Genomic DNA, 12,203 nt, shown 5'->3' on the forward strand with positions numbered 1-12,203 from the left:
CCGCTTCCCCGGAAGCGGCCCTTTTTTGATTTCGGTATCCTTCGTCTCAGATGTCCAGGTTGGCTACGCTGAGTGCGTTTTCCTGGATGAACTCGCGGCGCGGCTCGACTTCGTCGCCCATGAGGCGCGAAAACAGGCCGTCAGCATCGGTCGCATCATTGACCTTAACCTGAAGCAGCGAACGAACATTCGGGTCGAGCGTCGTTTCCCACAACTGCTCGGCGTTCATTTCACCCAAGCCTTTGTATCGCTGCATCGACAGACCCTTGCGGCCTGTGGCGAAGATGGAATCCAACAGAGCGCGCGGTCCCGACATCTCGTTGCGTCCATCCTTGCGAGTGAGGACCGGCGGTTCAGAATAGATCTCGCGGAGACGTGCGGACATCTGGTCCATGTGCCGTGCATCGGCAGAGCCAATCAGTGCCACGTCGACAGACGCCACTTCCTTGACGCCGCGGACCATGCGCTCGAAACGCAGACCACCTTCGTCGGTGACGAAGCCCTGCCAGCCGCGTTCTGTATCTTCGGCGATCATATCGAGCCGGCTTGCGACCAGCGATGCCGTTGCCTCCGCCTGCTGGCGATTGCCGGTCAGTTCCGGATTGAGCGCACCCGCAATAGCGGCCTGTTCGATGACGTTCCTGTTGTAACGCGAATGGAGGCCGTCGATCAGCGAGCGGAGACGCAGTGCATCCTGGATGACATCGCGCAAATCCTGTCCGGCACGGACTTCGCCATTCGCGAGCGCAAGCGTGGCTTCTTCAAGACCCATCGTGATGAGGTAGTCTTCCAGCGCCTTCTCATCCTTCAGATACTGGACCGACTTCCCGCGCGAGACCTTATAAAGCGGCGGCTGGGCGATATAGAGATGGCCGCGCTCGATAAGTTCGGGCATCTGGCGGAAGAAGAAGGTGAGCAGCAGTGTGCGAATATGCGCTCCGTCCACGTCAGCATCGGTCATGATGATGATCTTGTGGTAGCGCAGCTTGTCAGCGTTGAACTCATCCTTGCCGATCGAAGTGCCGAGCGCGGTGATCAGCGTGCCGATTTCCTGGCTCGACAGCATCTTGTCGAAGCGCGCGCGCTCCACGTTCAAGATCTTACCGCGCAGCGGCAGGATCGCCTGGTTTTCGCGGGAACGCCCCTGCTTTGCCGAACCACCTGCTGAGTCACCCTCGACGAGGAAGAGTTCGGATTTGGCCGGATCGCGCTCGGAGCAGTCTGCCAGCTTGCCCGGCAGCGAGGCAATGTCGAGTGCTCCCTTGCGGCGCGTCAGTTCGCGGGCTTTGCGCGCCGCTTCACGCGCCACGGCAGCCTCAACCACCTTGCCGACGAGGATCTTCGCCTCGGTCGGGTGCTCCTCGAACCAGGTGCTCAACGCCTCGTTGACGAGATTTTCAACAACTGGGCGCACTTCGGAAGAAACGAGCTTGTCCTTGGTCTGGGACGAGAACTTCGGATCAGGAACCTTGACCGACAAGACGGCTGTGAGGCCTTCACGGCAGTCTTCACCTTGCAGCGTCACCTTCTCCTTCTTGGTAATGCCGGAGCTATCGGCATAGGAGGTGACCTGACGCGTCAGCGCGCCGCGAAAACCCGCCATGTGGGTGCCGCCGTCGCGCTGTGGAATGTTGTTGGTAAAGCAGAGGACGTTCTCGTGGTAGCTGTCGTTCCACCACATGGCGACTTCGACAGTGATGCCGTCCTTCTCGCCCTTGATGGCGACCGGCTTGTCGACAAGAGGCTTCTTCGATCGATCGAGGTAACGGACGAAAGCTTCCAGACCACCGTCGTAGAGCATTTCTTCCTGCCGAATATCAGACTTGCGCTTGTCGGTCAGCAGAATGCGGACACCGGAATTCAGGAAGGCGAGTTCGCGCAGGCGATGCTCAAGCGTTCCATAGTCGAAATCGACCTTGGTGAAGGTCTCGGTGCTCGGCAGGAAGGTCACTTCGGTGCCGGACCTGCCCTCGTACTCGCCGATCACCTTCAGCGGGCCATCCGCCACGCCATGAGTGAAGCTGATTTCATGTAGCTTGCCATTGCGGCGGATTCGGAGGTTGAGCTTCACCGAAAGCGCGTTGACGACGGAGACGCCGACCCCATGCAGACCGCCGGAGACCTTGTAGGAGTTCTGGTCGAACTTTCCGCCCGCATGCAGCTGGGTCATGATGACTTCGGCGGCGGAGACGCCTTCGCCGGTGTGAATGTCCGTCGGAATGCCGCGGCCATTGTCGGTGACGGTGACCGAGCCATCGGCATTCAGTGTGACCGTGACGATGTCTGCATGGCCGGCCAGGGCTTCGTCGATCGCGTTGTCTACGACTTCATAGACCATGTGATGAAGGCCCGAACCATCATCGGTATCACCGATATACATGCCGGGGCGCTTGCGGACCGCGTCCAGTCCCTTCAGAACCTTGATCGAGTCCGCGCCATATTCGGCAGGACCATCATTTTCCGCGATCGGCAAGTCGGTCATTCAGCAATCTTTCCAGTCAATTCTCAAAGGCCCTGCTGATTCGAATCAGCAGCTTCAAGTGGCCCAACTATAGGGGTTTTGGCCTGAGTTCCAAAGGCGAGGGCGTCGTTTCTCGTGGATAGAGAGGGCTTTTCAACCCCATCACGGCCGTTTTTTGGCCGTATCCAGAATATCCTGCATGTCTCGTATCACATCCGGAGAGAGCTGGCGAATCAGCCTGGCCAGATCATTGGCAAAGGCAGTGTATTCGGGCTTCATTCCGGAGGTATCTACGACCACTCGGGGATCGGAGCGACCCGCGGTCGAGAAGAGCTCCTCGGCTTCATCCCAGATGATGTTGAAGTAGCCGGCAACGCGCTGGAGAAAATCGAAATTCGGAAGGCCGCGTTTCCCATGCTCAAGCGCCGAGAGATAGGCTGGCGACACTCCGATCGCGGCGGCCATCTCCTTTTGCGACACGCCTTTTCGCTCTCTTAACTGGCGCAGCGCGTCACCGAACGGTGTCATCGACGATCCTGCCCGCGGCGGGACAGCCGCACATACAGGGCGCCTTCGCCGCCATGATGGCGGGCGGCGGGCTCATAAGATGAAATGAGGAAACGAAATTCGGGCATCGCGAACCAAAGAGGGACTGCGCGCTTGAGCGCACCTTCGCTGCCGAGCGAACTTCCCTTTCCGGTGATGACGAGAACATGCCGCAAACCGCGTTCATGGGCGCGGATCATGAAATCAAGCAGCATGCCATGAGCCTCGCTCTGGATCAGACCATGAAGATCGATCCTGGCTTCGAGCGAAAGATGACCCCGAGACAGCTTACGCTTCACGGGGCGTTCGAGTGGATGATGCAGATGCGATGTCGGCTTGCGATCGGTTTCTGTCACGGTGGAATTAGGCAGCGCTGCGCGGTTGAGTGCAGGCACGGCACTTTCCTCGATCGCGGCTTCAAACTGGTCTTCAAAGCTCAGCAGTTCTTCCATGCGGCCAGGCATGGGGCGGGTCGAACGCGCGACCTTCCCCCACAGAATTCGATCTTCCGGATTGAGCTTTGGTCCACCCGACACTCAGACAAACCTCTCTGCCGCCTGCTTCGGGATGAGTATATAGAAATCTGCGGCGCACCGCACCGCACCAGCCAACTCACCTGCCTCTGGACCGGAGCCCGTGAAGATATCGCCGCGGGCCGGTCCGACGATTGCGGAACCCGTATCGAGCGCCAGCATGGTCCTCGAGAAGTCTCGGCCACCATCCATGTGCGTAAGCCCGGGGGCATGGATGAAGAAGGGAAAACCGAAAGTGTGGATCTGGCGATCCACCGCCAGAGAGCGTCCCGCTAGCAGCGGGACCTTGGCGGCAGCAATCGGTCCACGCGCCGGATCCTCGACCTCCGCTTCGCGGAAGAAGATGTAGGATCTGTTGTGCCAGAGGATTTCGTCGACACGCTCGACATGTTCGGCCAGCCAGGCTCGGATCGACTGCATCGAGATTTCAGCTTCTGGAATTTCCCCAAGGTCGATCAACAGACGGCCGATGCCGGAAAAGGCATGTCCTGCCTTGGCAGCATAGGTGATTCGTCGCCGGCGGCCGTCCGGAAAGCGCAGTCTTGCTGCGCCTTGGACATGAGCGAAGAAGACATCCACCCTGGAACGCGCCCAGGCGATCTCAAGGCCCCTCCCCTCCAGCCAACCCTCATCAATCTGCCGACGGTCCGGATAGGGACGAAGTCCGTCGCCGGACTGCATAGCAAACACATAGGAGGGATCGAGATCCGGTGGCCGATTGGTGGCATCCACATCAACAAGATCATCGGGACGTCGGTAAAACGGGTGGCAGTAAACCGAGTCCGGTCGATCGCTGACTTCGACCTCTGGCTCGTAGAAGGCCGTGACGAGCCCCAATTCCTTCCCGCCGAGCTCAATCCGAAAGGGTTTAGTCTCCTTTTCGAAGAAAGCTCGTGCCTCCGCTTCTTCCGGAGGCGCGGTGGTTCCAGCGCTGTCGAGCAACGGGATGAGGTCATCCGACGTAAGCCCGGCAGCGCCCATCTTGTAGGGCTTCGCGGATTGCAGGTGATTCCTGCAATCGTTCATGGCGACCCAAAGAACTCTCGGGTCATCAAGGTTCCAGCCCGGCAGATCCGCAAAGCGGACTGGTACAAGGCGGAAGTTGGAACTTGCCTCGCTCATTGTTCCGCTTCGGTTGCGATCAGCTTCCAGTTCGGATCACGCGAGCGGACGTCTCGGGCAAAGGTCCAGACGTCGTTGACTTCCGACACGGCCTCGGAGTCGCCATCGATCATCGCGCCCGACTTGTCAAAGGTGGCCGTGATCAGCTGGCTGACTATTCGAACAGTTACCTGCTCCTCGTTATCCCGCGCCGACGCCTGCGTTATGTCGGCCTTCTCGATTCCGACAAAGGTAGACTTCACGGTTTCACCCCGGCTTTCCCGATCAGCAATTGCACTCTCGAAACCGTCGAATACGTCGCGCGACAGAAGACCCTTGAGGGTTTTCCGATCGCCGTCGGCATAGGCCATGACGATCATCTCGTAAGCGATCTTGGCGCCGTTGAGAAATTCCTTCGGACTGAAGCTCGGATCATGACGCAGAAGCTCCCGTAGCTGGTCATTCAGTGCCGTGCCAGCAGGCGTGTAGGAATCGACCGCCGCAAAGCGTTCCTCGCCGGTCGCCTCGTCGCGGCGCGGCAAGGTCACAACCTTACCGTCATCACGAGCTGGACCCTTCAGGTCGCGTTGCGCAAAGGGATCAAAGGGGGGCTTTTCATGGCCCGTGCGGCGTCCGAGCACGCTGCGGAGTTGAAAGAATATCAGCACCGCCGCCACCAGGAAGAACAATGTAACGAAATCGCTAGATCCCATGAATACCGCCAGGCTTGATTGAATTTGGTTTTTCGATCTCCCATATAGTCACCAGCGCCCAATCATTCAAATGGCGTGACGCATTCTTTGCAGCGAGTGTGCGCCGGCTCTTGTGATATCGAGATCACAAAGGCGTTTGGAGTTACCCATGCGCCTTCCCCTGGTGCTCATTCTTATTGCACCGCTCCTCGAAATAGCGAGCTTCATCATTGTCGGACGTGCGATCGGCGTGCTTGCGACGCTTGGGCTCGTTGTACTGTCAGCCATAATTGGGCTGGCATTGCTGCGGTTCCAGGGTGCCGGTATTCTGCGTCGATTGCAGACGGAAGCTCAACGGGGCGTGGACCCGGGACAAGAGCTCGTGCATGCCGCACTTTTGGTCGTTGCGGCCTTCCTGTTGATCGTGCCGGGCTTCTTCGGCGATATCGTCGGTCTCCTGCTCTTCATCCCGTTCGTCCGCAATATGGCCTGGCGCCTGATCAAGCCCAGGATCGTCGCGCAGAGCGGTTTTTCTCATGGCGGTTTCCAGCCGAGACGGTCAGTTGACCCCGACGTGGTGGATCTCGACGACAACGAGTTCCGACGCGAGCCGAACCCAAATTCACCTTGGCGGGATCCTCGGATCAGTGACAGCTGACGCGGTCCGAACCGGGATCGCCCAGGGTTGTAAGGTCTTGGTTCAAATGTTAGATGGCCAGAGCAGTTCATTTCGAGGAAACGCCCTATGGCCGACAATAATCAGGGAACGACTTCTCCGTCCCTCAACATTCTTGCCCAGTACATCAAGGATTTTTCGTTCGAGAATCCGGGTGCACCGCGGTCTCTGCAGGCACGTGACAAGGCGCCGGCCATCAACATCAATGTCAATGTCAACGCCAACCCGCTCTCCGACACCGACTTCGATGTCGTGCTGGCACTGAATGCGGAAGCCAAGGACGGCGACAAGGTGGTCTTTGTCACCGAGCTCGTCTATGGCGGCGTCTTCCGCATTTCCGGCTTTCCGCAGGAGCATATGCTTCCTGTCCTCTTTATCGAATGCCCGCGGCTTCTCTTCCCGTTCGCTCGTCAGATCGTCGCTGACGCGACGCGCAATGGCGGCTTCCCTCCGCTGATGATCGATCCGATCGACTTCGCCCAGATGTTTGCCCAGCGAGTGGCCGAAGAACAGTCCCGCGCAAAGGGACAGTCGGCGCCCAACTAAGATCGACATCTCATGCCACTGATATGGAAAGGGCCCTTCGCGGGCCCTTTTTTCATGTGCTGTATTTTGACCAGATCGCCTTGCCGCGGAGACGCATAACAAGCTTTGCATGTTCGTCGGTCTCGAAAGCAGTCAGGCGCGGAGCGAGGGAACGCGGCCGGTCGTAGCTGATCTCGATCACGTCGCTGACGTCGTTGGTCTGTTTCCGCCTGGTTTCCACGGATGTCAGGCCAAGCGCGGCCTGCCGTCCGCCCAGCATCTCAATATAGACTTCCGCCAGAAGTTCAGAATCGAGCAAGGCGCCATGCTTTGTTCGATGCGAGTTGTCGATCCCGTATCGCCGGCAAAGAGCGTCAAGCGAATTGGGGCCCATCGGGTGCTTCCGACGCGCCAGCGCCAGGGTATCGATGACCATATCCGACGGCACCGGTGGCAGGTTGAGCCGATCGAATTCCGCGTTGATGAAGCCCATGTCGAAACTTGCGTTATGCGCAATCCACTTTGCACCGTCGAAGAATTCCTGGAGCTCGGCAACGATATCGGCGAAGCTCGGCTTGCCCTTCAGGAAGTCGTCGGTGATCCCGTGGACCGCCAACGCGTCGGGATGAACCTTTCGATCCCCCGGATTGATGTAGACGTGAAAAGTGCGACCGGTCGGGAAATGGTTGAGCAGCTCGATGCCGCCGATTTCAATGACACGATCCGCCTTGTTGTCGAGCCCAGTCGTTTCCGTATCGAAAATGATCTCACGCATGATCGCCTCGTGCCAACTTTGCTCGCAGTTCTTCCAGAATCGTTTTGACCTGCTCCCGGGCCATGTCAATCCCCTGCCCTGTGTCGATCACGTAGTCCGCCCGCGCCCGCTTGTCGGCATCAGGGACCTGCCTCGACAGGATCAAGTCGAGCTTCTCCTTCGTCATTCCCGGTCTGGCCATGACACGTTGTCTTTGGACCTGTTCTGCGCAACTGACGACGACCACCTTGTCGACACGCGCCTCTGCCCCAGTCTCGAAGAGTAGTGGGATATCCAGGACAACGATCGGCTCGCCGCGTTTATGATGACGGGCGAGGAAGTCTGCCTCGCATGCCCGGACCAGCGGGTGAACGATGGACTCCAGGCGCTTGAAGTTAGCCGGATTCTTCGCCAGATTCTCCGAAAGCCGTTGCCGATCGACAACGCCCTTGACGATCACTTCCGGAAAAACCGCCTGGATGGGCGCAACAGCTTGTCCACGATAGAGATCGTGGACCACCTGATCGGCATCATTCACCGGGATACCTTGCTCCGCGAACAGTCCAGATGTGGTCGATTTTCCCATTCCGATCGACCCGGTGAGTCCGATCACGATCATGCGTGCGCCTCGATGTCCATGAGGACGACGTCTCGCAACTCCTCCGTCACATCTGGCAATATGCCGAACCACTTCTGGAATCCGGGTGCTGCCTGGTGCAACAGCATCCCAAGTCCGTCGACCGTCGAGAGACCTGCTTTCTCGGCCTGAAGAAGAAATGGTGTTTTCAGAGGCACATAGACGATGTCAGTCACGAGCCCATCGCTGCGCATCCTATCGAAGCGGAGAGCCGGCGCTTCAGTACCATCCATGCCGAGCGAACTTGTGTTGACGAACAGGCCGGCGTCCACGAGCAGTGCGTCCAGCGCGTCGAGCCCATGAGCCTCAAGAGGCTTGCCGAACCGGTCCACCAATTCACGTGCCCGCTCCACCGTCCGGTTGACGACATGGATCTCGCTCAGTCCGCGATCGCGAAGAGCCTGCAGAATGGCCCGGCTGGCTCCCCCGGCACCCAAGACCACGGCTGATCCAAGGCGGTCCCATCCCGGCCGGCGTGAATCGAGGCTTGCGACGAAACCCAAGCCATCCGTATTGGTTGCATGCAGCAGACCGTCTTCCAACCAGAGTGTATTGGCGGCGCCGAGTTCCTCTGCGACGGGATCAACCCTATCGGCGAGGCGGCAAGCCGCCTCCTTGTGCGGTATCGTGACATTGCCACCGCAATAGAAGCTATCCGGCTGTTTCAATAGGTCGATGAAAGCCGCAAAGTCCTCGGGAGCGACGGAAACCTTCTGATAGGAGCCAGTCAGTCCATACTTCTCAAGCCAGCAACCGTGGATGAGAGGGGACCGCGAATGCCTGATCGGGTAGCCGGCGACAAAGGCGCGTGGGGCGATTGTTTCACGTGAATCACGCATGGTTAACACCGCATTGACGCAGAGCCGAAAGAAGAGGCAGCAAAGGCAGGCCGAGAATGGTGAAGTAGTCGCCGTCAATGGCATCGAAGAGCTGGATACCCTCTCCTTCAAGCTGGTAGCAACCGACACTGCTCAGGAGTGCCTCCCCATTGCGCTGGACGTACCCGGTCAGAAAAAGATCGGAGAATTGACGCATCTGCATTCCTGCCCGGTCCACATGTTTCCAGAGAACATCCCCGTTCCGCACCAGGCAAATGGCGCTATTGAGTGAGTGCTCTTGCCCACGCAATATCTCAAGCGTCCGTTTCGCGTCTTCAGGTGTTTGCGCCTTGTGGAAGATCCGACTACCAAGCGACATCGTCTGATCGCAACCGACAACCACCGCCTCCGGCATCCTGGCTGAAACCTCCCGGGCCTTGGCAATCGCCAAGTGCAAAGCGATGGACACCGGATCCCTCTGATCGGCAGGCATGCGTTCCTCGATCACCCGCTCGTCCACCGATGCTGGGACGACCTGAAACACCAACCCTGCATTTTCCATCAGCTTGCGGCGCACGGTGCTGCCCGACGCCAATATCAGTGGTGAAGCCATCATCGAAACCTTTGTCATGAAAGTGAACCCGGCTTAACGTGCCTTGGGACGAAGGGCAACGATCGCCGCAGCTGTCTCTTCTATGGAGCGGCGGGTGACGTCTATCACCGGCCAGTTGTTTCGTGCGCAGAGGGAGCGCGCGTATTTGAGCTCTTCCGTGATCGAAGCACGGTCGACATATTCACTCCGGTCGTATCCTGCGGTCGCACCCAGGACGCGATTTTCGCGCACTTGCGAAATCCGATCGGATGTTGCGATCAATCCGACGATCAGGGGGTGCGCGGCCTTGAGCAGAGCCTCGGGCAACGGGACACCCGGAACAATGGGAAGATTGGCGGTCTTTATGCCCCTGTTGGCGAGGTAAATGCTGGTGGGCGTCTTCGAGGTTCGGCTGATGCCGATGATGACTACGTCAGCATGATCGTAGTCTTCAGGCGCCTGGCCATCATCATGGTCCATTGTGAAGTTCAGCGCTTCGATCCGTGCAAAATACTCCGCGTTCAGCACATGCTGTGCACCGACTCGCCCGCGCGAGGGTGCGCCGAGATAGGTCTGAAACTTGTCGATGATCGGTGCGAGAACGTTGACGCATGGCAATCCGAGTTCGTGGCATCCCGTCTCGATCAGGGCCGCAAGATCCTGGTCAACGATGGTGTAGAGCACGATGCCCGGTTCCCGATCGATCGCGTCTATCAGTGCCTTGATCTGCTTTTTGCTGCGGATGAGGGGATAGACGTGTTCAATCGCGTTTGAACCACGGAACTGTGCTGCCGCAGCTCGGCCTGCAGAGATCAGAGTCTCTCCAGTCGAGTCAGAAATCAGATGGAGATGGAAGAAGTTTTTCCGGTTCTCCACGATCTTCTCCATGCCCTGTTGATTGTCCGGGATAAACAGACCTAACGGCGGGAGGTTGGCGACGGCAAGAGGAAAAGTGCCGATTTATCCACAATTGAACCCTGGTTGGGTCCGAATTTCGCTGCTCTGTGAATTGCGGTAATTCATGCAATCTCTTCCAAGAGGATCGACTCTTCATCCACAGACACTGTGGCAAGTGATGGCCCATTGAAACCATTGAAACAAATGATTAATTTCGACTTATCCCCATAATCCCATAAGCGTGAGCGGAGTCAGTGTTCGAGTGCGGTTGATGAGGCGCAGATTGGGAACAAGGTGTGGGGTTGCATTAATCCTTGATAGTCAGAGACTCTTAGAAATAGAAGAAGATTCAATATCTCTTTTCTTTATTGAAAGGGCTTGAGCCTTGAGCACGCCGAACCGTAAAGTCCTGAACGTTCTCAAGGGTGAGACGGTCACTCCGCCTCCAATCTGGCTGATGCGACAGGCAGGTCGCTATCTGCCGGAGTATCGGGAAACTCGGCAGAAGGCGGGCAGTTTTCTCGATCTCTGTTATTCGCCGGAGTTTGCGACAGAGGTGACGTTGCAGCCCATCAGGCGTTATGGCTTCGACGCAGCGATCCTGTTCTCCGACATTCTCGTGATACCCGACGCTCTGCACCGGAATGTCACGTTTACCGAAGGTCACGGACCCCAGATGGATCCGATCGACGAGGCTGGAATTCTGACCTTGTCAGACGCTGGCGTGATGGAACACCTGAAGCCGGTGTTCGAGACAGTCACTCGTCTGCGCAGGGAATTGCCTCAGGAGACGACGCTTCTCGGTTTCTGTGGGGCACCCTGGACCGTTGCGACTTACATGATTGCCGGCCATGGGACGCCTGATCAGGCTCCGGCCAGACTTTTCGCCTATCGACATCCGCAGGCGTTTCGAAGGCTTCTCGATGTTCTTGCCGATATTTCGGCTGAGTATCTCGTGGCGCAGATCGACGCTGGCGCTGATGCTGTCCAGATCTTCGACTCCTGGGCAGGTGTTCTCGGCGAGGCTGAGTTCGAAGCCTATGCAGTTGAGCCGGTACGGCGCATCATCGAATCGGTCAAGTCGCGTCGACCGCATGCCAGGGTCATCGCGTTTGCAAAGGGCGCTGGGATCTTGCTGAAGCAGTACCGCCGAAAGACAGGTGCTGACGCGATCGGTCTAGACTGGTCAGTGCCTCTGAGTTTTGCCGTGGAGCTGCAGAAGGATGGTCCGGTACAGGGCAATCTCGATCCGATGCGGGTTGTAGCAGGCGGTTCCGCCCTGAGTGAGGGAATTGATGCCATTCTCCAGGCACTTGGCCATGGTCCATTGATCTTCAATCTTGGACACGGAATCACGCCTCAGGCGAATCCTGCTCATGTGACGGATCTGGTCACCCAGGTGCGTAGTTTCCGGTGAGATGATGGAAAGACAAATTGACGTCAACCCGGGTGCCAGAGCAGCGCGGAAAGCGGCGATGGCCCTTGGCTTCTTTGCGGTGATCGGTGGCGGTATCATGCTTGCAGGACCCGACCAGGCATATCCCTGGATCAAGGCGCTGCATGTCATTGCCATCATTTCCTGGATGGCCGGCCTGCTCTACCTTCCGCGCCTTTTCATCTACCATTGTGATTGTGATCCGGCGTCGGAGCAGGCGCAGACCTTTGCCGTGATGGAGGCTCGGTTGATGCGCGTGATCATGAATCCGGCCATGGTGGTATCCTGGATCCTTGGGCTCTATCTCGCCTGGCAGGTGTTCGCCTTCCAGGGCGGATGGCTACACGCCAAGATCCTCGCAGTGGTCGTGCTGTCTGGCGTCCATGGATATTTCTCCAAGGCGGTCAAGGCGTTCGGGCGTGGGGATTACATCCGGACACCGCGCTACTGGCGAATGATGAACGAAGCGCCGACCTTGCTGATGATCGTGATCGTCGTGCTTGCCGTCGTGAAACCCTTTTAAGATTTTCGAGAGA

14 protein-coding genes are annotated in these 12,203 nt (G+C 58.0%); 4 read left to right on the forward strand and 10 right to left on the reverse strand.

Annotation, left to right across the window (positions count from 1 at the left end; all coding sequences use genetic code 11):
• Positions 1-46: 46 nt before the first annotated feature.
• The 5 genes from gyrB to J2045_RS15640 all read right to left on the reverse strand — a co-directional run bounded on the left by gyrB (position 47) and on the right by J2045_RS15640 (position 5,354).
• A complete protein-coding gene (gene gyrB, locus J2045_RS15620; RefSeq protein WP_307374404.1) occupies positions 47-2,482 on the reverse strand; it encodes a DNA topoisomerase (ATP-hydrolyzing) subunit B in 2,436 nt (811 codons plus the stop codon).
• A gap of 141 nt (positions 2,483-2,623) precedes the next feature.
• Positions 2,624-2,989, reverse strand: a complete 366-nt coding sequence (locus J2045_RS15625; RefSeq protein WP_166602017.1) for a helix-turn-helix domain-containing protein — start codon at positions 2,987-2,989, stop codon at positions 2,624-2,626.
• The gene (locus tag J2045_RS15630) at positions 2,986-3,543 is read right to left on the reverse strand and encodes a Smr/MutS family protein (protein WP_307374406.1); all 558 of its coding nucleotides are present in this window, start codon (positions 3,541-3,543) and stop codon (positions 2,986-2,988) included. The genes J2045_RS15625 and J2045_RS15630 overlap by 4 nt, the downstream gene beginning before the upstream one ends.
• Positions 3,544-4,662 (reverse strand): murein transglycosylase A, encoded by a 1,119-nt coding sequence (gene mltA / locus J2045_RS15635; protein WP_307374408.1) that lies wholly within the window; start codon positions 4,660-4,662, stop codon positions 3,544-3,546.
• Positions 4,659-5,354, reverse strand: coding sequence for a Tim44/TimA family putative adaptor protein (locus tag J2045_RS15640; protein WP_307374410.1), 696 nt, complete (start codon positions 5,352-5,354; stop codon positions 4,659-4,661). Before J2045_RS15640 ends, mltA begins: the two co-directional genes overlap by 4 nt.
• A gap of 148 nt (positions 5,355-5,502) precedes the next feature.
• Here J2045_RS15640 and J2045_RS15645 point away from each other — a divergent pair, with 148 nt between their 5' ends.
• Together J2045_RS15645 and secB are read left to right on the forward strand one after the other, a co-directional pair.
• Positions 5,503-5,991, forward strand: coding sequence for an FxsA family protein (locus J2045_RS15645; RefSeq protein ID WP_307374412.1), 489 nt, complete (start codon positions 5,503-5,505; stop codon positions 5,989-5,991).
• 87 nt (positions 5,992-6,078) lie between these two features.
• Positions 6,079-6,555 carry a protein-export chaperone SecB gene (gene secB, locus J2045_RS15650; RefSeq protein ID WP_166602012.1) on the forward strand — a complete coding sequence of 159 codons (477 nt, stop codon included), beginning with the start codon at positions 6,079-6,081 and terminating at the stop codon, positions 6,553-6,555.
• A gap of 52 nt (positions 6,556-6,607) precedes the next feature.
• Here the strand turns inward: secB and dnaQ are convergent, their stop codons facing one another.
• Genes dnaQ through J2045_RS15675 form a run of 5 tightly spaced genes read right to left on the reverse strand, consistent with a single transcriptional unit; the run spans position 6,608 to position 10,211 of the window.
• Positions 6,608-7,309, reverse strand: a complete 702-nt coding sequence (dnaQ, locus tag J2045_RS15655; protein WP_307374415.1) for a DNA polymerase III subunit epsilon — start codon at positions 7,307-7,309, stop codon at positions 6,608-6,610.
• Positions 7,302-7,907 (reverse strand): dephospho-CoA kinase, encoded by a 606-nt coding sequence (gene coaE, locus J2045_RS15660; protein ID WP_307374417.1) that lies wholly within the window; start codon positions 7,905-7,907, stop codon positions 7,302-7,304. Before coaE ends, dnaQ begins: the two co-directional genes overlap by 8 nt.
• Positions 7,904-8,764, reverse strand: coding sequence for a shikimate dehydrogenase (locus tag J2045_RS15665; RefSeq protein ID WP_307374420.1), 861 nt, complete (start codon positions 8,762-8,764; stop codon positions 7,904-7,906). Before J2045_RS15665 ends, coaE begins: the two co-directional genes overlap by 4 nt.
• On the reverse strand, positions 8,757-9,356 hold the full coding sequence (locus tag J2045_RS15670; RefSeq protein WP_307374635.1) for a Maf family nucleotide pyrophosphatase: 600 nt from the start codon (positions 9,354-9,356) through the stop codon (positions 8,757-8,759). The genes J2045_RS15665 and J2045_RS15670 overlap by 8 nt, the downstream gene beginning before the upstream one ends.
• Positions 9,357-9,389: 33 nt before the next feature.
• Positions 9,390-10,211, reverse strand: a complete 822-nt coding sequence (locus tag J2045_RS15675; protein WP_307374422.1) for a pyruvate, water dikinase regulatory protein — start codon at positions 10,209-10,211, stop codon at positions 9,390-9,392.
• Between the two features lie 406 nt (positions 10,212-10,617).
• Here J2045_RS15675 and hemE point away from each other — a divergent pair, with 406 nt between their 5' ends.
• Positions 10,618-11,649 carry a uroporphyrinogen decarboxylase gene (hemE, locus tag J2045_RS15680; protein ID WP_307374424.1) on the forward strand — a complete coding sequence of 344 codons (1,032 nt, stop codon included), beginning with the start codon at positions 10,618-10,620 and terminating at the stop codon, positions 11,647-11,649.
• A 4-nt stretch (positions 11,650-11,653) separates the two neighbouring features.
• The gene (gene hemJ, locus J2045_RS15685; RefSeq protein WP_307374427.1) at positions 11,654-12,190 is read left to right on the forward strand and encodes a protoporphyrinogen oxidase HemJ; all 537 of its coding nucleotides are present in this window, start codon (positions 11,654-11,656) and stop codon (positions 12,188-12,190) included.
• The last annotated feature ends 13 nt before the right edge of the window (positions 12,191-12,203 follow it).

The organism is Peteryoungia aggregata LMG 23059, from assembly GCF_030814435.1.
Classification (GTDB): domain Bacteria; phylum Pseudomonadota; class Alphaproteobacteria; order Rhizobiales; family Rhizobiaceae; genus Allorhizobium; species Allorhizobium aggregatum.